The 18,519-nt window shown below is 39.0% G+C and carries 23 protein-coding genes; 2 read left to right on the top strand and 21 right to left on the bottom strand.

The features are described 5' to 3' along the window. Window positions 1-86 precede the first annotated feature (86 nt). A complete protein-coding gene (locus JJQ93_RS11855) occupies window positions 87-272 on the top strand; it encodes a hypothetical protein (RefSeq protein WP_013787101.1) in 186 nt (61 codons plus the stop codon). 22 nt (window positions 273-294) lie between these two features. Here JJQ93_RS11855 and JJQ93_RS11850 read toward each other — a convergent pair whose 3' ends face one another. The 14 genes from JJQ93_RS11850 to JJQ93_RS11785 form a co-directional block, all read right to left on the bottom strand. After that, entirely contained in the window at window positions 295-510 is a 216-nt protein-coding gene (locus JJQ93_RS11850; protein WP_274893914.1) for a DUF896 domain-containing protein, read from the bottom strand. An 88-nt stretch (window positions 511-598) separates the two neighbouring features. Then, window positions 599-1,288, bottom strand: a complete 690-nt coding sequence (gene sfsA, locus JJQ93_RS11845) for a DNA/RNA nuclease SfsA (RefSeq protein WP_274893913.1) — start codon at window positions 1,286-1,288, stop codon at window positions 599-601. 20 nt (window positions 1,289-1,308) lie between these two features. Further along, window positions 1,309-1,680 carry a 6-carboxytetrahydropterin synthase QueD gene (gene queD / locus JJQ93_RS11840; protein ID WP_274893912.1) on the bottom strand — a complete coding sequence of 124 codons (372 nt, stop codon included), beginning with the start codon at window positions 1,678-1,680 and terminating at the stop codon, window positions 1,309-1,311. After that, the gene (folK, locus tag JJQ93_RS11835) at window positions 1,677-2,180 is read right to left on the bottom strand and encodes a 2-amino-4-hydroxy-6-hydroxymethyldihydropteridine diphosphokinase (RefSeq protein WP_274893911.1); all 504 of its coding nucleotides are present in this window, start codon (window positions 2,178-2,180) and stop codon (window positions 1,677-1,679) included. The genes queD and folK overlap by 4 nt, the downstream gene beginning before the upstream one ends. Next, window positions 2,177-2,989 carry a dihydropteroate synthase gene (gene folP / locus JJQ93_RS11830; protein ID WP_274893910.1) on the bottom strand — a complete coding sequence of 271 codons (813 nt, stop codon included), beginning with the start codon at window positions 2,987-2,989 and terminating at the stop codon, window positions 2,177-2,179. The genes folK and folP overlap by 4 nt, the downstream gene beginning before the upstream one ends. Window positions 2,990-3,010: 21 nt before the next feature. Continuing rightward, entirely contained in the window at window positions 3,011-3,577 is a 567-nt protein-coding gene (folE, locus tag JJQ93_RS11825; RefSeq protein ID WP_085112746.1) for a GTP cyclohydrolase I FolE, read from the bottom strand. Between the two features lie 133 nt (window positions 3,578-3,710). After that, window positions 3,711-5,231: a lysine--tRNA ligase gene (gene lysS / locus JJQ93_RS11820; protein WP_274893909.1), complete on the bottom strand. Its 1,521-nt coding sequence runs from the start codon at window positions 5,229-5,231 to the stop codon at window positions 3,711-3,713. Between the two features lie 15 nt (window positions 5,232-5,246). Continuing rightward, window positions 5,247-5,720, bottom strand: coding sequence for a transcription elongation factor GreA (gene greA, locus JJQ93_RS11815; RefSeq protein ID WP_085112748.1), 474 nt, complete (start codon window positions 5,718-5,720; stop codon window positions 5,247-5,249). A gap of 155 nt (window positions 5,721-5,875) precedes the next feature. Next, window positions 5,876-6,970, bottom strand: a complete 1,095-nt coding sequence (locus tag JJQ93_RS11810; RefSeq protein ID WP_085112749.1) for an NAD(P)H-binding protein — start codon at window positions 6,968-6,970, stop codon at window positions 5,876-5,878. 26 nt (window positions 6,971-6,996) lie between these two features. Further along, complete coding sequence (locus JJQ93_RS11805) at window positions 6,997-7,926, bottom strand: DUF8754 domain-containing protein (RefSeq protein ID WP_085112750.1); 930 nt, start codon at window positions 7,924-7,926, stop codon at window positions 6,997-6,999. Window positions 7,927-7,930: 4 nt separating this feature from the next. Then, window positions 7,931-8,455, bottom strand: coding sequence for a hypothetical protein (locus JJQ93_RS11800; RefSeq protein WP_013787090.1), 525 nt, complete (start codon window positions 8,453-8,455; stop codon window positions 7,931-7,933). Between the two features lie 103 nt (window positions 8,456-8,558). Further along, window positions 8,559-8,783, bottom strand: coding sequence for a hypothetical protein (locus JJQ93_RS11795; protein ID WP_085112751.1), 225 nt, complete (start codon window positions 8,781-8,783; stop codon window positions 8,559-8,561). A 13-nt stretch (window positions 8,784-8,796) separates the two neighbouring features. Next, the gene (locus JJQ93_RS11790) at window positions 8,797-9,966 is read right to left on the bottom strand and encodes a Ger(x)C family spore germination protein (RefSeq protein WP_274893908.1); all 1,170 of its coding nucleotides are present in this window, start codon (window positions 9,964-9,966) and stop codon (window positions 8,797-8,799) included. A 29-nt stretch (window positions 9,967-9,995) separates the two neighbouring features. Next, window positions 9,996-11,516 carry a spore germination protein gene (locus JJQ93_RS11785; RefSeq protein WP_274893907.1) on the bottom strand — a complete coding sequence of 507 codons (1,521 nt, stop codon included), beginning with the start codon at window positions 11,514-11,516 and terminating at the stop codon, window positions 9,996-9,998. A gap of 101 nt (window positions 11,517-11,617) precedes the next feature. Between JJQ93_RS11785 and JJQ93_RS11780 the strand changes: the two genes are divergently transcribed. Then, a complete protein-coding gene (locus JJQ93_RS11780; protein WP_274893906.1) occupies window positions 11,618-12,754 on the top strand; it encodes a GerAB/ArcD/ProY family transporter in 1,137 nt (378 codons plus the stop codon). On the opposite strand, the gene JJQ93_RS11775 is transcribed toward JJQ93_RS11780, so the two are convergent. The 7 genes from JJQ93_RS11775 to JJQ93_RS11745 all read right to left on the bottom strand — a co-directional run bounded on the left by JJQ93_RS11775 (window position 12,755) and on the right by JJQ93_RS11745 (window position 18,513). After that, the gene (locus JJQ93_RS11775; RefSeq protein ID WP_085112755.1) at window positions 12,755-13,528 is read right to left on the bottom strand and encodes a type III pantothenate kinase; all 774 of its coding nucleotides are present in this window, start codon (window positions 13,526-13,528) and stop codon (window positions 12,755-12,757) included. 50 nt (window positions 13,529-13,578) lie between these two features. Continuing rightward, the gene (locus tag JJQ93_RS11770; protein WP_274893905.1) at window positions 13,579-14,079 is read right to left on the bottom strand and encodes an ECF transporter S component; all 501 of its coding nucleotides are present in this window, start codon (window positions 14,077-14,079) and stop codon (window positions 13,579-13,581) included. Between the two features lie 127 nt (window positions 14,080-14,206). Further along, on the bottom strand, window positions 14,207-14,587 hold the full coding sequence (locus JJQ93_RS11765) for a biotin/lipoyl-containing protein (protein WP_274893904.1): 381 nt from the start codon (window positions 14,585-14,587) through the stop codon (window positions 14,207-14,209). A gap of 15 nt (window positions 14,588-14,602) precedes the next feature. Further along, a complete protein-coding gene (locus tag JJQ93_RS11760) occupies window positions 14,603-14,761 on the bottom strand; it encodes a hypothetical protein (protein ID WP_168170193.1) in 159 nt (52 codons plus the stop codon). A gap of 25 nt (window positions 14,762-14,786) precedes the next feature. Next, window positions 14,787-16,337 carry an acyl-CoA carboxylase subunit beta gene (locus JJQ93_RS11755; protein ID WP_274893903.1) on the bottom strand — a complete coding sequence of 517 codons (1,551 nt, stop codon included), beginning with the start codon at window positions 16,335-16,337 and terminating at the stop codon, window positions 14,787-14,789. A 141-nt stretch (window positions 16,338-16,478) separates the two neighbouring features. Next, on the bottom strand, window positions 16,479-16,844 hold the full coding sequence (locus JJQ93_RS11750) for a hypothetical protein (RefSeq protein ID WP_350494262.1): 366 nt from the start codon (window positions 16,842-16,844) through the stop codon (window positions 16,479-16,481). A 1-nt stretch (window position 16,845) separates the two neighbouring features. After that, the gene (locus JJQ93_RS11745; RefSeq protein ID WP_274893901.1) at window positions 16,846-18,513 is read right to left on the bottom strand and encodes a formate--tetrahydrofolate ligase; all 1,668 of its coding nucleotides are present in this window, start codon (window positions 18,511-18,513) and stop codon (window positions 16,846-16,848) included. Window positions 18,514-18,519: the final 6 nt, after the last annotated feature.

Raw genomic sequence — 18,519 nt, 5'->3', positions numbered from 1 at the left:
TAAATTTAAAATGATACCAACAGTATAAATTTGTTTTATTAATGAAAAATATAATTAAACACCAAAAATCATTGGAGGTGTTTTTGATGTCAATCAGAAAGAGCCACTGGACCAACATCAAGGGAAACCGAGTGGAATTCGCTGCTGACATCTACAAGTGGGAGACAAGGCATTTTAAGCGAGAAGCAAAATCGCAAAAAGTCCAGTACAGAGCCCACAACCATGGCATAAGCAAAGATGTAAAAAGGCCTATGCACGACAAAGTCACATGAGGGAGACACGTCTCTCCCTCTTTTAATGATGATGGTGATGATGGCAGCAATCGTCGTGACACTCATCTTCATCTACAAATTTTATGCTGTCAAGCTGCTTTTTTACCCTCTCTCTTATCTCCTTAACGTACTCAATCCTTAACTTTGACTGCTCTATCTTCTCTTCATCTGTTAAACCTTCATTTTTTGATTTACGGTACAGATAATTTATCCTGTCTATCATCTCTTTTGTAATCATATATTCACCTCAATAACTAATTAATAATTATATTATATGACTTTTATCAAAAAAACAAAAGACGAGTAACCTCGCCCCCTAAACATTGTTAAATTTTAATTTCGATTTCACCTTTAATGTCAATAAAGTTTTCTTTAACGTCGCAACAATATGCGTATGCTTCAACACCTGATTCAATGGCGTCTTTCAAAGCAGATGCAAATTTAACATCTGTCTTTACATTTGGCGTAAAGTAAAGCACGTCATCCATCTGCACGAGAAAAACGACAGCAGCCCTCATGCCTTCTTCTTTAACACTTTTAAGCTCTAACATGTGTTTTGTTCCTCTTTCGGTTGGTGCATCAGGGAACATTACAACGCCATTTTCCTCAAGTGTTACACCTTTAACTTCTACGAAAAAAACTTCATCTTTTTTTGATAGCTTAAGATCAAATTTGCTGTTTTTATACGTCTTTTCTTTTTCGATTACATCATAACCTGTAAACTTATCCAATTTGCCCTTTAAAATGTTATCCATAACTACTTTGTTGGGAATCTGGGAATCGATAGATATAAGCCTTTTCCCTTTATAGACGAATTCCAATTCGTAAGGAGTTTTTCTCCCCATTCCTTCCCGCCTTTCAAGGACAACAGTTGCACCCGGCACAAAAAGCTCCTTGCACCTACCTGTATTAGGCACATGAACAGTCGTAATTTCACCATCTATCTCTACACGAGCTAAAAATCTGTTTATTCTCTCTAAAAATCTCCCTCTTACAATAGGGTTTTCTATAAACATTTAACGCCGACCTTCCACAGTTACTTTGTAAAGTCCTGTATGGTTACTTCAGCAAAACTCGTAGGAGTTTCCCACAACCTTATGCTGAAAAGATGAAATCTTTCATTTTTCAAAAGAGGATCTAACTTTCTCCACATCCAAACTGCTATATTTTCACACGTTGTGTTAAAGCCTAAGACTTCATTTAAGTACGCATGATCCAATTTTTTTACCACTTCACTATCAACGATAGCTTTAAGATAAGCAAAATCTATGACCATTCCTTCATCGTCTATGCTGCCTTCTACAGTTATCTCCAGCTTGTACGTATGCCCATGAAGATTTTCGCACTTGCCATTGTAATTGGTCAAATTGTGAGCACTGTCAAATGTAAATACTTTTGTTACTTTCATACATCCACCACCTTGTACCAATCTCTTTTATAAAGTTTCACACCTTTCTTGTCTATCAGCCTTTCAATTATGCTGGACAATTTCTCCCCATCTTTCGTTATGTCAGGTGCAATATCATTAAGTGGAATCAACACAAAAGCTCTTTCCCACATGCGCTCATGAGGTATTTTTAAATCGTCATCATCTACAACCAAATCACCGTACAGAAGGATGTCTATGTCAATGGTCCTTGGACCCCATCTTACAGTTCTCTCTCTTTTAAGCTCCTTTTCCACACCATTCACAACTTTTAACAGATCATGTGGTTTAAATTCCGTTTTTACCTTTGCTACGGCATTTAAAAATTTACCTTGATCCTTATAACCTACAGGCTCTGTCTCGTAAATAGGCGACACCTTTTCTGCGATAACAGAATTTTCCGAAAGCTTTATAAGAGCGTTTCTCAAGTATTCTTCCCTATCACCCATGTTAGAGCCAATGGATAAAAAGACATCTTTCATCTTACCATCGCATCCGTCATCTTGGCTACACGCCACATTTCTTTCACGTCGTGCACTCTGACGATGTCAGCACCTTTCACTATTCCAACCGCAACTGTGGCAGCAGTGCCCTCCATTCTTTCATTTACGTCAAGGTTTAAGACGCGCCCTATCATTGATTTTCTTGATGTCCCAAGCAATATGGGAAATCCCAATATTTTAAGCTCATCAAGCCTTTTCATCAATGTCAGATTATGCTCTAAAGTCTTTCCAAAACCTATTCCTGGATCGATCATTATGCTTTCCTTTTTTATGCCTGCTTTCAAAGCAATATCAATGCTTCTCTCAAAGAAGTTTATGACCTCCCGCAAAAGGTCATGGTACTCTGCCACTTCCTTATTGTGCATTATCACCACGCCAGCGCCAAAATCGGCGACGACTTTTGCCATATCGGGATCTCTTTGCAAACCCCAGATGTCGTTTATGATGTGTGCTCCATTTTTAAGGCACTCGTAAGCCACTTTTGATTTCATCGTATCAATTGAAATTATGGTATCTACTTCACACAACTTCTCAACTATATCATTTATCCTTGAAAGTTCTTCTTCAGCAGTCACAGGTTCGTATCCAGGCCTTGAAGATTCTCCGCCTACGTCTATTATATCAGCACCGTCTTCCATCATCTTTAAGGCTCTCTCCATGCCTTTTTCCAATGTATTGTATTTCCCGCCGTCAGAAAAAGAATCAGGCGTCATATTCAATATGCCCATTATGTACGTTCTCTTGCCGATTTCCAACTCTTTATCCCTTAATTTCAACATATAAGCCATAACATCACCCTTTCCCTGTGATCATCGCTTTCCATTTATCAAAAGCATGACTTCCTCTCTTGACCTTTGATCTGTCTTAAAAAGTCCCCTAAGCGCAGAAGTTACAGTCTTGGCTCCAGGTTTTTTTATGCCACGCATCGTCATGCAAAGGTGTTCTGCCTCTACGACGACCGCAACTCCTAAAGGATTTGCGGCTTTTACAATCGTATCAGCGATCTCGCTGGTAAGCCTCTCCTGCAGTTGAGGCTTTTTGGCTAAAATATCGACGATTCTGGCAAGCTTAGAAAGTCCCAAAATTGTGCCTTTTCTTGGAAGATACGCCACATGAGCAACGCCCATAAACGGCAGCAAATGATGTTCACACATGGAGTACATTGGAATATCTTTTACTATGACTATTTCTTGATGCTCGTCTTCTTTAAATGTCTTTATGACATCCATCACATTTTCATGAAGACCTGAAAAAATTTCTTCGTACATCCTGGCAACCCTATCGGGTGTCTCTAAAAGCCCTTCTCTTTTAGGGTCTTCACCTATAGCCTCAAGTATGTCGTAAACTGCTTTTTTTATCTTCTCTTTATCTATCATCGCCATGCTCCTTAAAAGAACTTATTTTTATATCAATATAACATTTTTTAGCTTCTCGTACAAGTATTGCGACAATTTTGACATAAAAATAAAAAACGGCTCTCATGAACCGTTTTTCGCTTTAAGAATATTTTCATTCATTCTCGTCTTTTGTTTCATCTAGATCTGCCTTTGGCTTCATTGTAGGGAATAATATGACATCCCTTATGGAATACGCATCCGTCATAAACATTATAAGCCTATCAATTCCAATGCCCAATCCACCTGTAGGAGGCATACCAACTTCCAAAGCATTTATGAAGTCATCATCCATCATGTGTGCCTCATCATTCCCAGCTTCTCTCTGCTTAAGCTGTTCTATAAACCTCTCCTTCTGATCGATAGGGTCGTTTAATTCTGAAAATGCGTTTGCGATTTCCCTGCCGTATATAAAAGCCTCAAACCTTGATGTAAGTGCTGGATTGTCGTGTTTTCTCTTGGCCAATGGAGATATTTCAACAGGGTAATCAATTATAAATGTAGGCTGTATTAGATGGCTTTCGCAAAGCTCGTCAAATACGAGAGCTATCACATCACCCTTCTTCATACCTTCTTTAACTTCAAGATGATGCCTTTTTGCAATTTCTATCGCTTCTTCATCAGACAATACTTTGTCAAAGTCGATATCCAAAAATTCTTTTATGGCATCAATCATAGTAAGTCTTCTCCACGGCGGCGTCAGATCTATCTCAGTACCTTGGTATACTATCTTTTTGCTGCCATTTACCTTTTCAGCTACATAAGCAAATAGATTTTCAGTTATGTCCATCATACCATGATAATCAGTGTATGCCTCATACAATTCCAAAAGTGTAAACTCTGGATTGTGCCTTATGTCCATGCCTTCATTTCTAAACACTCTGCCCATCTCGTACACTTTTTCCAGTCCGCCTACGATAAGCCTCTTTAAGTGAAGTTCCAATGCGATCCTCAAGTACATATCGATGTCAAGGGAATTGTGGTGTGTAATAAACGGCCTTGCTGCCGCGCCGCCTGCTATTGTATGAAGTATTGGTGTTTCTACTTCGATAAATCCTCTACTATCTAAAAATTCTCTAATAGCTTTTATGATTGCAGTCCTTTTGATAAAAGTTTCCTTTACAGTTGGATTTATAATGAGATCCACATACCTTTGCCTGTATCTTAAATCAGGATCTTTAAGCCCATGCCATTTATCCGGGAGTATTTGTAGTGACTTAGAAAGAAGCTTAAAATCCTGAACCCTTATTGTCACTTCACCAGTCTTTGACTTAAACACTTCACCTGTCACACCTATGATGTCACCGATATCAAGTATCTTAAATATTTCGTAATTTTTTTCGCCCAAAACATCCATCTTAAAGTAAAGCTGTATTCTTCCATCTCTATCCTGTATGTCAGCAAATGAAGCCTTTCCATGGCCCCTTTTGGACATTATGCGGCCGGCGATAGTGACTGTCTTGCCTTCGAATTTTTCGTAGTCATTTTTGATGTCAGAAGTCATATTAGTCCTTTCAAACTTGTCAATGCCATAAGGTTCAATGCCTAAACTTCTAAGCTCGTCCAACTTGTTTCTTCTAATTTTTAAAAGCTCATTTAAGTTTTCATTGTTATTTACTTCATTTGTATTTGCCATAATACTCCTCCAGATTTATTTGTGTATTTCTAAAACTTTGAGTTTTATTATTCCTGCTGGCACTTCTACGCTAACCGTATCACCTACTTTTTTGCCTAAAAGTGCCTTACCTATAGGTGATTCATCAGATATTTTGTTGTTCATAGGATCTGCCTCAGTCGATCCTACTATCGTGTACTCTGCTTCTTCTTTAAAATCCTCATCGTAGACTTTTACAGTGCAGCCTACACTTACTTTGTCAATGGCGATATCCTCTTCATCGATGACTTGAGCGTTTCTAAGCATGGCTTCTATTGTAGCTATCCTTCCCTCAATAAACGCCTGCTCGTTTTTCGCCTCATCGTATTCAGAGTTTTCGCTTAAGTCTCCAAATGCACGAGCTTGTTTGATTTTTTCAGCAACTTCAGGCCTTTTTACAGACTTAAGATAGTCTAACTCCTCTTCTAATTTTTTTAAGCCATCATAAGTTAAAATCACTTGCTTACCCATATTGCCAATCTCCTTTATAACAATATTGTATTTTATTCTATGTTTAAGCCAAATCAATTATGATAATATTAATACACAAGCACTGCTTTATGCAGTGCTTGTGTCTATATTTTCATGTGGAATATTATAAAACAGTTTACAAATAAAGTCAAGTATTATACAGCACTAAATCTATTTTCTTTTAATCTCCTTGCCGCATTCTTTCTCACGTTTTCTATGGTTTCCTCTGATACAGCTCTTTCAAAGCTCCTGAATCCTCCAAGTTTGAAGCCGTGTTTTTTTGCCAACTTTGCTATCGTATCAACTTGCTCCACCGTTAAGTCCCTACCTAATGAGAAATTTTCTATCATGCCTTCCATTGCAAGTATCATTGTCTCTGCCATACACGCATAACTTGTCTTTGGCGGAAAACCAAAATTGAAGTGAAAATCCACATCGCCTGGCACTTCTACGACACCACCTTCTATAACCAATACATCGTCTCTTGCATCAGCAACTTCTTTAGACACATCTCTTGGCCTTGCCACATCGCAGACGACAGCACCGGGTTTTAGGTATTCAGGCTTTATAATGGTATCTACAGCACTTGTGACTGTCACAACTATGTCTGCGGTCTTCAAAGCGTCTTTTACGTCAGATGTGACTCTTGCAGCCATGCCTGTCTTCTCCAATAGGTATTTGCTGAAGTCCTCTAATTTTTGCTTGTTTCTTGCCACCAATGTCATGTACTTGGCTTCTCTGGAAAGTATCTCAGCGCACACTTTCCCTATGGAACCTGTAGCGCCTATTACTACAACCTCTGAATCCCTTATATCCTTTCCCATAAGCTCAGCAGCTTTTTTTGTGCCTTCTATGGCAGTAGCGATTGTATAGCTGTTGCCTGTAGTTACAGCAATATTGAGATTTTTTGCCACTGTAATCCCTGCATCTCCAACTACAGACGTCAAAGCACCTAATCCTACGATTTCAGCTCCCAAATTTTCTGCTATCTTGCCAGCTTTAATAATTTTTTTCATGACGTAATCTTCCGGAAGGCTCATCATCTGATTAGAGATAAGCGGCACTGCTACAAAATAGCCTTTCGTTTCAGCATACTTGCTTTTTACACCTGTTATCTCCGATACTTTAAGAGGCGGCAGCATTTTTGTAAATCCCTCTACAACGCTGCGGGGCAATTTATTCATAATCTTAAACTTTCTGCTGACATCTTCGTATTCAATTGGATGTATGATAAAAGCGAACTTGTGCATGTTAAATCATCCTTTCAACAAAATATTTACTTTTCTATTGAGGCTTTTTCACCGTTTAGATATTCTACCCTCGGCTCAAAGCCAATCTTATCGAGAAGCATATTGTAATCATCCGGTTTCATCTCAGATGGACTTTTGCCTGATAGCGATACGAGCACAGCTTCCATTACATTGGTGCCAAACGACCTTCCATTTAGATTTGGTGTCGTTGTGATAAGAAGCTTGACACCTCTATCTTTAAGCATCTTTACATCATCTTTTGTGACAGTATTTGTCACGATAATTTTGTCTTTCAGATCGTCAGGCATGTACTTTTTGACAAACAAATAATCGCCTGCTATTATGTCAGCTTCTTTATAGAATTTTTCGTACTTTCTGCCGTCTATTGAAAGCTGCTTATCTCCTGTAGGGTACAACATTTCAAATGGCATCTTCACTATTATAGGGGCTATAATGGCTGCCAATCCGTAAAGAAGTTTAAGTGAATGAAGTGGTATCGGCACACCTAAGGCAAATATCATATCGCCAAGCGTCAAATCAGCCCCATACTCATGAAATGTCTGAGTCATGCCGAACCGATCCATCGCACTCACTATGAGAACTTTCTTGCCTTTTATGTCCACTATGTTGTTGTCATGTATGTATTTTATTACCCTTCTTTCAAGCGTATTCTTAAGGCCAGAACCATCTACGATTGGCGATATCTTAGCAGCATTTTTAAGTGGAACCGCATCTTTTATGACATACCTTCTCTCTCCGGCATACAGGTACAAGTCTATGCCGCCCATGCCAAATGCATCGACTTTCCCGTCAAGCTCTTTTATAAGCTCTATGGCTTTTTTCATATCGCCATCTGTGCCGATTCTTTCGATTATAAACTTTTCTCCTAATATCTCCGTCTCTACTCTGTTATTCCTTGTTGATGAGCCTATGCTTACGCTCACTACTCTTTTCACAAGATCATCTCCTTAAAGTATCCAAAATCTCAATTATGAGTTCAGGCTTTACAAAGACATCCTCTGTTATTGGAGAATGCCCTATGTTGACGCAAATCACTTCTTTGTCAAATATGGCTTCCATCAAATTTGTCCTTTTGTCAGAGCCAAGAAATATAATCGTGTCGTAAGACTGTACCTTTGCGATTATGTCCATAACCATATTAAAAAGCTCTGCACCCGTCATATTATCTGCAATGCCAAGGCGCTCTTTTTCAGACAAAAGCAAGATAAAATCAATGCCATAATCTTTCAATAATTTTTCAATTTCTTCTTTATTTTTAATTGGAAATCCTATTACCGCAATGTTTCCTCCTTTTCTCACCTCGCCTATGTTTTCCAACCTTGATATAAAGCTTCTATCGACTTTAAACTTTGACGCCGTCTCTTGCTGTGAAAAACCATTAACTCTCATTTCGATCATTTTGTCTATGATGTTGTGAAGCTTTTTGGTGTTTATTATCTTCTCGCCTATTTTTACAAAATCCATATTAACCATCCTTTATGTGCACAAATTGTGCTCATGCTATTTATAATTCTACTACTTCCTGGCATATATTTCAAGATGGTTTTAAGGCAAATGAAAAATTACTTCATTTGCCCCATATTTTTTCTATAGGCTTCATAAGCATCTCAATGAGCTTATTTGTGGCGGTAATTTTTACATCGAAAGCAACTAACAAATTAAGAGTATATCCTATTGCAACAAGTATAAAAAACACTACCACTTCTTTTGTCTTTTTCTTCTTTATAAGCCCAGGCACTTCCATAAATATTACTATCAAAAATATTAACGTTATTCCCAATGCGTTTAACATACATAACCCTCTTTTACCTTGGTTCAATTGGCTTTGAAGTAAGTCCAGACCTCTTTAGTGTGGCCTTCACGCTTACATTCACTTTTACGTTTGGATAAATCTCATCCCATCTGCCCTTCAATTTTTCCCACACTTTAGGATATTTTTCTTGAAGCTTCTGTCCGAACCCTACAGAGTCAACCTTGTACTTCTTCTGGACTGCATTTAAAGCGTCCAAGACTTCGCCTTTTACCTTCTCTTGCTGCAGATCTTCAAGGCCTTTTATCATCTTAAGGTCTGTAAGATTGTACCTTGAATTCTGTTCTATCATGTTTGAGTCAAAATTGATCTTTACATCAAATGAGACATCTTCGCCATTTACTTTTGGAGTGATAGAAGAATTAGCTTTTATTATAGTAAATGAAATGTGAGTCTTATCTCCCTTTGGTCCTTTATCAACAACAAGGGATGTATTTTTAATCAAGTTGTCCATCCACATTATACCTTTTGTCTCTTGTTCCGACAAAAGCCCTACCATCTTATCGTACTTAAATGCTGCAGCACCTACAAACCTGGCGTGCTGCGGCTCACCATCCTTCTTTACAATCTCTAATCTGCCTACTATAGGCTGTACCTTTTCTGTCTCTAAAGTCTCTACAAAGTGGTTTATATCGCATACATAGGCTGAAGATGTGTTTTTTTGGTTTTGAATCATGCCCAGAATTTCTCGATACGGGTACTTTTCGACATTCTTTGACAATTTCATAAGGTCATCGAGAGTTCCTCCGGATACCACCACCAGATAAGATGTCCTTCTAAACTCGGGATTCCTGGTGACAAAGTCCAGCATGCTGTAAATACCCGATCTTGCCAAGTTTTCACCTATAAATATTATTTCATTGTGCTGGAGAAAAAGCGTCCTTGAAAGTTCTGTATTGAAATTCGAAAATGCCTTTGCAAAATCGACACCTCTTGAGCTGTACACCTCATACGGCTTTCCTGCCGCAGCACCACCTCCACCGCCGCCAGAACTTGTAGCTAAATTTGCCGGCTTCAAAACTTGTACAGTGATATTGCACATCTTGTCTTTGTCTATGTCCATTCCTATGCCTTGCACAAATGCCAGCTCATTTATCTCCCTTTTGTCCCAGCAGCCTGTAAGAAGCAATGATAGTATGACAAACAAAATCAAAACTCTTTTCATAAACAATGCCTCCCCAGATGTTGAAAAATTCAACCTCTTGTGTAATTCTGTCTCTTTACATTTCTTCCCGCTACCTTATGTGGCCTGAATATCTTTGCCCACCATGGTATCCTTATAAACACGTCATTTAATTCTCTGGTGTTGGAAGGTGCAATTGGCGACAAATACGGAACTCCGAATGATTCCAACGATGCTAAATGCGCCAGTATCATCATAAGTGCCATTATTATGCCAAAAAATCCCAATGTACCTCCGACAATAAGCATAGCAAACCTTAAAAGCCTAAATGTTATGGCTATATTAAATGCAGGTATTGAAAATGAGGCTATTCCTGTCAATGCAACGACGATTACCGTCGCAGCCGATACAAGACCTGCCTGCACTGCCGCTTGACCAATGACCAAAGCGCCGACGATGCTTACAGCTTGGCCAACCTGCATTGGAAGCCTTATTCCTGCCTCTCTCAATATCTCAAAGAAGAATTCCATCAAAAATGCCTCCATTAGAGTCGTAAATGGCACTCCTTCTCTTTGGGCTGCGATAGATATAGCCAAAGGTGACGGTATCATTTCCTGATGATACGTTACAGCCGCCACGTAGATAGATGGCAATGTAAGCGACATAAGCATTGCCGCAAGCCTCAACACTCTAAAAAGAGTCGATATATAGTACCTTTCGTAATAGTCCTCTGCTGACTGGAAAAATTGGACGAAAATCGTCGGCACCACCAGCACCTCTGGAGAACCATCTGAAATGATAGCAACTCTCCCTTCTAAAAGCTCTGCAGCAATCTTGTCTGGCCGCTCTGAATGCTCAATCTGAGGAAATGGTGAAAACGGATTGTCCTCTATCATTTCTTCCAGATATCCGCTGTCAATGATTCCGTCCATGTCGATTTTGCTAAGCCTTTTTTTTACTTCCTCAACGACTTCATCTTTCGCCACATCTTTAATGTAAGCTATCGCCACATCTGTCTTGGTGTACTTGCCGATTTTTAAAGATTCTATGACAAAATTAGGGTTTTTTATTCTCCTTCTAAGCATAGAAGTATTAACCCTAAGTGTCTCCACAAAAGCCTCTTTTGGTCCTCTTACGACAGCTTCAGTGGTAGACTCAGCTACACTTCTCTGCTCCCAACCTCTCGTACTTATCACAATGGATTTGTCTACGCCATCAACAAAAACAGGCGTATCGCCGCTTAAAATGCTTTCCACCACATCACCAAATTTTTCTACTTCCTTTATGTCTGCCGTTGTTATGAAGTAATTTAAAAGGGACTCGTAGACGTTTTTTTTGCTTAAATAATTGTTGTCTAACTTTCTGCTTTCCAGTGTGATAGGCTCCATTATATTGTTGTTTATAAGCGCCTTATCTACAAGTCCATCCACACAAACCAAAAAGCCTTTTACCTTTTTTTCTCCTATCCTGAACTCTCTGAAAATCACATCACTACTTTTGTCCAATAGCGTCTTTAGCACATCTATATTTTTATCGATATCATCGTACAACCCCATTTCTTTATAATTTTCCACCAAATAAGTTCTGTCCATAAAAACCATCTCCAAATTTATTATTCCAAAAACACATGTAGAATATAATTGGCACATAAATCAAATAATATTTCATGTATAAACATTTTAAGGAGAAGAACATGTTCAGGAATATATTGAGTTATGAAGCAACAACAGAAAAAAAGATCTCGCCAAAGCAATTCATATACTTGATAGTATCAGTTGTACTGTCTACAGCAACGATATTTTTGCCATCTATTGTTGCATCAAAAGCTGAACAAGATTCTTGGATGTCTGTAATAATGGCGACAACATTCAGCATCCCTGTATTCTGCTTATATTACGGCATATCCACCATATTTAAAGACAAAACCCTATTTTCTTTTTTGGAAGATATTTTTGGAAAAATCATAGGCAAAATAATCGCTTCTCTTTACCTTTTATTTTTCATCCACTTAGCTGTAATAATGCTTAGAGAGCTTTTTGAAATCATGAGAGGTGCTTTTATGCCTAAAACACCACCGATAGTCTTTTCACTTGCATTGATGATTGTGGCATCATACGCTGTCACAAAAGGGTTTGTAGCAATTGCCAGAATGAATGAAGTGGTATTTCCTTTTGGGATGGGACTTTTAGGATTCGTCATTTTTTTCTCAATGCCTTATGTGAAACTTGAAAATTTTCTTCCCATCTTGGCAAACGGACTATTGCCACCCATGAAAGGAGCTTTGCCACTTATATCGTGGATGCTGGAAAGCGTAATAATATTAGCTATATTTCCACACATATCCGACAGCAAAAAAGTCTTAAAAAGCGGCGTAATATCTCTTTTATTTATCTCTTTTGCGCTTATGCTGGGTGTACTTGCAATAGGAATATTCGGTTCTAAAACCACTGCAGACTTTAAATTCACTGCACTGGAAATGACCCGCACCATAAGGCTTAGCAACTACTTCGCAAGGCTTGACTCTATAATAATGGCTATCTGGGTAGAAGGCATTTTCATGAAAATAACGGTTTTTACTTACATAATCGTGAAGGGATTTTCAGATGTGTTAAACTTCGAAGATTACAGATTTGCTGTGCTTCCAATTGCAGCCATAATGATCCCAATGTCCGTATTCGTATCGTCAAATGTAGATGAATTGTACAATTTTTTGAAAGACAAATTTTTCTACGAAACAGTCATTTTTGAAGTCATATTGCCTCTGTTTATATTTTTTGTTGCAAAAATAAGAAAGCTGGACAAAAAAACAAATGTCCAGCAAAAAAAGTAATCACAATTTTTCTATGTTCCGCTCGTATATTATCCTAAGCCCTTCCAAAGTCAACATGTCATTTACCGTATTTATAACCTTTGATTCCTGTGCAATCAGCTTTGCAAGACCACCTGTCGCTACCACATAGGCGTTTTCCGCAAATTCCTTTTTCATCTTAGCGACGATGTAATCCACCATGCCTGCATGGCCATAAATCAATCCTGCCTGCATGCTTTCAACGGTATTTTTGCATATGACCTTCTCAGGCTTTACAAGCTCTATCTTAGGAAGCTTTGCAGTCCTCTGAAAAAGAGCATCGGCCGATATGATAAGTCCTGGTGCTATAGCGCCGCCTAAATACTCACAGTTTTTAGAAACGGCGCAAAAAGTAGTGGCTGTGCCAAAATCTATTATTATGACAGGTCCCCCGTACAGTTCATAAGCTGCCACAGCATTTACGATTCTATCTGCACCTACTTCTTTTGGATTGTCGTATTTTATATTTATACCTGTCTTTATCCCTGGACCTACCACCAATGGATACACATTGAAGTATTTTATAGTCATGGCTTCCAGCGTGTGCATTATAGGAGGCACAACAGAAGATATTATGACAGCATTTATGTCGCTTAAATGCATATTTCTGTACTCAATAAGTTGTTTTATCAATATTCCATATTCATCAGACGTCTTCGACTTATCTGTTGAGATTCTGAATGAATACAAAAGCTTTTTCCCATCGTATACACCTAAGACGATGTTTGTGTTTCCAACATCAAAGACCAACAGCATTTAGATACATTCCTTTCATGCTATATTATAAAGCAGGCATATAGCCTGCTTTATTGCTTAATATATCTTTTTACAGATCTTACAATGATTGTTGTTAGAATAACTGCGATGACAACTTCAAATATTGTATTTTTAAGCACCACCATAAGTGCGACTTGCACTGTCAAATACTTCTTTAAAACAGCTAATCCCAGCACTCCAACTGTATTTGTAAGAGTTCCTGCAACCGCTGCAATACCGGAACTTTTCGTTAACTTATACGTGTAATACGTTACAATTCCGATAAGCAGCCTCGGCAGTATCGCCACAAGAGGGTCTGCAAAAAGCGGGGTATTCTGCCTTATAAAACTGGATACGCCGAAGATAAGCCCTATAAAAGTGCCTACATAAGGCCCTTCTAATATAGAACCTATTATAGTTGGTATGTGCATCGTTGTGGCATTGGCAATGCCTAATGGTATATAACCTAAAGGGGTTGTAGCCATTACGATAGATATGGCTGATAACATACCAGCAATTGTAATCTGCCTCACACTAAGCTTTGAAGCCATATTTACACCTCCAATCCAGTTCCATTTTGGATACCGGTCGAACTATTGCAATATTTTAATATGTCCAGCTCGTAAGATGCCGGCAAGATAATTCTACCAAAAAAGCGGATGTATATCAAGCATTGCATCATTTCACGTACAAAAGCACATCGCCTGTGTTTACAGAAGCGCCCTTTGAAACATTTATGGATATTACTGTACCGTCGTAGGGTGATGTGATTTCATTTTCCATCTTCATGGCTTCCAGTATTAAAAGCACATCGCCTTTTTTGACTGCCTGTCCTTGGCTTACTTTGACATCCAGTATAGTACCAGGCATTGGTGCATTGATTGGGAAACCGTCTTTGACTTCATTTTTGACTTCCACCGGTGTACTTTTTGCATTTACCTTTACCTCACTTTTAGAGGCAGTTTCTTCTTGCGATTTTTTCTCGCTTGCAATATCTTTTACTTCTTCCACTTCCACATCGTATTTTTTCCCATTGACAGTCACTATAAATTTTCTCATTTTCATCCTCCTAATCTATCTCATCTGACTGTAAAGGCCAGCTTTTCTCCATTCCGGCATATTTGAATCGGCTCTCTTTATTGATTTTATGCGAAAATTCTTTGCATACTGACCAAACGCCGCATAAATCGCAGCTTCAATGACAGCGACTATTTCTTCATTTATCTCTTCCATTCTTCCACTTCCTTTAAATGCGATTTTATACAGGAAAATTGCCATGCTTTTTGCTTGGCCTTGATTCCCTTTTGCTCATAAGCATATCAAACGCTGAGATGAGACGTGGTCTCGTCTCTTGTGGCAGAACTACATCATCTACATATCCTCTCGCTGCAGCCCTGTATGGATTTGCAAAATTCTCTCTGTACTCATTTATCTTCTCATTTCTTGCAGCGATTGGATCATCAGATGATTTTATCTCATTCTTAAAAACAATATTTGCCGCTCCATCAGGTCCCATGACCGCTATCTCGGCAGTAGGCCATGCCAAAACAAAGTCAGCCCCTAAGTCTTTGCTGCACATCGCAAGGTAAGCACCGCCATAAGCTTTCCGCACAATAAGAGTCACTTTTGGCACTGTAGCCTCAGAGTAAGCGTACAACATCTTAGCGCCATGGCGTATTATTCCACCGTACTCTTGATTCGTGCCAGGCAAAAATCCAGGGACATCCACTATATTGAGAAGTGGGATGTTAAAAGCATCGCAAAACCTTATAAACCTTGATGCCTTGTCAGATGCATTGATGTCAAGACATCCAGCCAAAACTTTAGGCTGATTTGCTATTATCCCTACTGTCCTTCCATTAAGCCTTGCAAATGCTGTTATTATGTTCTGCGCATACATTTCCTGTGATTCAAAATACACGCCTTCATCCACTATTTCCGAAATGAGTTCCTTCATATCATAAGGCTTATTTGGACTATCTGGTATTATCTCCACAAGCTTATGGGATAATCTGTTTATATCATCATCTGTCGCCAACTGTGGCGGATCTTCCAAATTGTTTGATGGAAGATAACTTAATAGCTTTCTCACCATCTCCAAACACTCTTCGTCGTTTTCAGCTCTAAAATGCGCCACACCGCTTTTTGTGCTGTGAGTAATCGATCCCCCAAGCTCCTCTGCAGAGACGTCTTCCCCTGTCACAGCTTTTATTACCTGCGGCCCAGTTATAAACATCTGGCTTGTCTTGTCTACCATGAATATAAAGTCAGTAAGAGCAGGCGAATAAACTGCACCTCCAGCGCTGGGCCCCATTATCACTGATATTTGCGGTATTACGCCTGATGCCAGCGTGTTTCTGAAAAATATGTTGCCATATCCCGATAAAGCATCGACGCCTTCCTGTATTCTGGCGCCTCCAGAATCATTTAACCCGATGAGTGGCGCACCCATCTTTAAAGCCATATCCATTATCTTTGTGATTTTCTTTGCATGATACTCGCCTAATGATCCTCCTAAAACCGTAAAATCCTGTGCATACACGTAGACAAGCCTTCCATCTATCGTCCCATACCCTGTCACTACGCCTTCGCCAGGTATCCTTTGCTTTTCCATGCCAAAGTCAATACACCTGTGCTCAACATAGGCATCTATTTCTACAAAGCTATCCTCATCTAAAAGCTTGTATATCCTCTCTCTTGCAGTAAGCTTCCCCTTTTGGTGTTGTTTCTCTACTTTATCTAAACCACCGCCTTCTAAAACCATCTCTCTTCTTCTAAGAAGGTCTTCAATCTTATCATCTATTGACATCAATTTACCTCCTTTGTATGTTACTAACTTCTAATATATCATATTATGACCTAATAATAAATATCCTTTTAAGCTTTTACTCTTAAAAATATTTAAAAGCGGATGAAAGAAGTTTTTCTCAAATCCGCTTTTTAGATAATTCTATTTCATTAAATCTTTAATACTTTTAGACACTTCTTTTACAACATCATCAAGTCCAAAATATCCTTTTTGCATTTTAAGCTTTGACAAAAGCCTTAAATACTGTTTTAGAGTCCCCATAATGACCACCTGAGAGCTTTCGATGCTCATGTTTACGCAGCCTCTCTCCACTGCCGCTTCTCCGCCTAAAGCTAACATCTCCTGTTTTATGATGTTGGCAGCCGCTGGATGGACGTCATAAAGCTTTACGACGCAAAACACGGCTTTTGGAGCCATCATGGATACAGAAATGTCTTCAATGTGAAGCTTTTTCAATTCGTCTTTAGCCTGACTTAAATTTTGTATACTAAGCATCTCACTTTTCATATCAAAATAGACCTTTAATGTTGCCCTCCTCATCTATATCCATCTTTTCTGCCGCAGGCGACTTAGGAAGCCCTGGCATCGTCATAATATCGCCCGTCATTGCAACTATAAATCCAGCTCCAGCAGATATGTTTAATCTTTTTACAGTAATGTTAAATCCCTTAGGTCTTCCTAAAAGCTTCGGGTCATCTGACAGTGAATACTGAGTCTTGGCAACACATACAGGAAGATGGCTAAGTCCCAATTTTTCTATGTTTTTAAGGTCTTTTACAGCTTCTTTAGTGAACTCCACGTCATCCGCGCCGTAAATCTCCCTTGCTATGGTTCTAATCTTATCTTCAATAGATGTGTCCAGTTCATATATTGGCTTAAAATCAGACTCTTTTTCACATGCATCAATCACTTTTTCTGCCAACTCAATGCCACCTTCGCTACCTTTTTCCCAAACTTCTGCCAAAGCCACCTCTACGCCTAAATTGCTGCAATACCTTTTTACAAACTGGATTTCCCTATCCGTATCGTGCGTAAACTTGTTGATAGCGACGACTACTGGTATTCCATACTTTTGCACATTTTCTATCTGCTTCCCAAGGTTCTCTATGCCTTTTTCAAGTGCATCAATGTTTTCTTTTGATAACTCTTCCTTTTTAAGTCCACCGTGCATCTTAAGAGCCCTTATGGTCGCCACAACTACAGCAGCGCTTGGCTTTAATCCTCCATACCGGCACTTTATATCAAAAAACTTTTCTGCCCCTAAGTCAGCACCAAAACCAGCCTCCGTCACAAGGTAATCTGCCAGCTTTAATCCATATCGCGTCGCTATTATGCTGTTACATCCATGGGCGATATTTGCAAAGGGGCCTCCATGTATGAATGCAGGAACATTTTCCAAAGTCTGCACCAGATTAGGCTTAATAGCATCTTTAAGCAAAAGTGCCATTGCACCATCGGCTTTTAAATCTTTGGCTGTGACAGGATTGTCGTCCTTGTCGTAGCCTATTATGATCTTGCCCAATCTTTCTTTCAAATCTTTAAAATCTGTTGCAAGGCACAAGATGGCCATTATCTCTGATGCCACAGTTATTATGAAGCCATCCTGCCTCGGATATCCATTTGCTTTCCCTCCAAGCCCTACGACGATTTCTCTTAAGGCCCTGTCATTCATATCAATTGCCCGCTTCCACGTAATGCGCCTTACGTCGATATTTAGTTCATTTCCTTGATGTATGTGGTTGTCAATCATGGCAGATAACAGATTGTGGGCAGAACCTATTGCATGCATATCACCTGTAAAATGCAAATTTATATCTTCCATAGGTACCACCTGCGAATAGCCTCCACCAGCAGCACCGCCTTTTATTCCCATACAAGGGCCTAATGACGGCTCTCTTAAGGCTATTGCAACCTTCTTTTTAAGCTTATTTAAGGCTTGTCCTAAGCCTACTGTTACAGTAGATTTTCCCTCACCTGCAGGTGTAGGGTTGATAGACGTAACCAAAATGAGCTTCCCATCTTTTCTGTCTTTTATCTTCTCCCAAAGCTTTTGTGAGATTTTTGCCTTGTAATTTCCGTAAAGTTCTAGATAATCTTCATCTATTCCTATCTTCTCACCTATATCAGCTATATGCATCATTTTGGCTTCTTGCGCGATTTCAATGTCTGTTTTCAAATTAAT

Origin of the sequence: Thermoanaerobacterium sp. R66, assembly GCF_028895185.1 — a bacterium.
Taxonomy (GTDB): Bacteria; Bacillota; Thermoanaerobacteria; order Thermoanaerobacterales; family Thermoanaerobacteraceae; genus Thermoanaerobacterium.
The sequence above is the reverse complement of the archived record's forward strand: the minus strand, read 5'-3'. Positions and strand labels throughout refer to the sequence as shown.

Excerpts from the sequence above, each read along its gene's own strand:
- JJQ93_RS11855 (WP_013787101.1), top strand. The coding sequence starts at position 87 with ATGTCAATCAGAAAGAGCCACTGGACCAACATCAAGGGAAACCGAGTG.
- JJQ93_RS11850 (WP_274893914.1), bottom strand. The coding sequence starts at position 510 with ATGATTACAAAAGAGATGATAGACAGGATAAATTATCTGTACCGTAAA.
- sfsA (WP_274893913.1), bottom strand. The coding sequence starts at position 1,288 with ATGTTTATAGAAAACCCTATTGTAAGAGGGAGATTTTTAGAGAGAATA.
- queD (WP_274893912.1), bottom strand. The coding sequence starts at position 1,680 with ATGAAAGTAACAAAAGTATTTACATTTGACAGTGCTCACAATTTGACC.
- folK (WP_274893911.1), bottom strand. The coding sequence starts at position 2,180 with ATGAAAGATGTCTTTTTATCCATTGGCTCTAACATGGGTGATAGGGAA.
- folP (WP_274893910.1), bottom strand. The coding sequence starts at position 2,989 with ATGGCTTATATGTTGAAATTAAGGGATAAAGAGTTGGAAATCGGCAAG.
- folE (WP_085112746.1), bottom strand. The coding sequence starts at position 3,577 with ATGATAGATAAAGAGAAGATAAAAAAAGCAGTTTACGACATACTTGAG.
- lysS (WP_274893909.1), bottom strand. The coding sequence starts at position 5,231 with ATGGCAAATACAAATGAAGTAAATAACAATGAAAACTTAAATGAGCTT.
- greA (WP_085112748.1), bottom strand. The coding sequence starts at position 5,720 with ATGGGTAAGCAAGTGATTTTAACTTATGATGGCTTAAAAAAATTAGAA.
- JJQ93_RS11810 (WP_085112749.1), bottom strand. The coding sequence starts at position 6,970 with ATGCACAAGTTCGCTTTTATCATACATCCAATTGAATACGAAGATGTC.
- JJQ93_RS11800 (WP_013787090.1), bottom strand. The coding sequence starts at position 8,455 with ATGGATTTTGTAAAAATAGGCGAGAAGATAATAAACACCAAAAAGCTT.
- JJQ93_RS11795 (WP_085112751.1), bottom strand. The coding sequence starts at position 8,783 with ATGTTAAACGCATTGGGAATAACGTTAATATTTTTGATAGTAATATTT.
- JJQ93_RS11790 (WP_274893908.1), bottom strand. The coding sequence starts at position 9,966 with ATGAAAAGAGTTTTGATTTTGTTTGTCATACTATCATTGCTTCTTACA.
- JJQ93_RS11785 (WP_274893907.1), bottom strand. The coding sequence starts at position 11,516 with ATGGACAGAACTTATTTGGTGGAAAATTATAAAGAAATGGGGTTGTAC.
- JJQ93_RS11780 (WP_274893906.1), top strand. The coding sequence starts at position 11,618 with ATGTTCAGGAATATATTGAGTTATGAAGCAACAACAGAAAAAAAGATC.
- JJQ93_RS11775 (WP_085112755.1), bottom strand. The coding sequence starts at position 13,528 with ATGCTGTTGGTCTTTGATGTTGGAAACACAAACATCGTCTTAGGTGTA.
- JJQ93_RS11770 (WP_274893905.1), bottom strand. The coding sequence starts at position 14,079 with ATGGCTTCAAAGCTTAGTGTGAGGCAGATTACAATTGCTGGTATGTTA.
- JJQ93_RS11765 (WP_274893904.1), bottom strand. The coding sequence starts at position 14,587 with ATGAGAAAATTTATAGTGACTGTCAATGGGAAAAAATACGATGTGGAA.
- JJQ93_RS11760 (WP_168170193.1), bottom strand. The coding sequence starts at position 14,761 with ATGGAAGAGATAAATGAAGAAATAGTCGCTGTCATTGAAGCTGCGATT.
- JJQ93_RS11755 (WP_274893903.1), bottom strand. The coding sequence starts at position 16,337 with ATGTCAATAGATGATAAGATTGAAGACCTTCTTAGAAGAAGAGAGATG.
- JJQ93_RS11750 (WP_350494262.1), bottom strand. The coding sequence starts at position 16,844 with ATGAAAAGTGAGATGCTTAGTATACAAAATTTAAGTCAGGCTAAAGAC.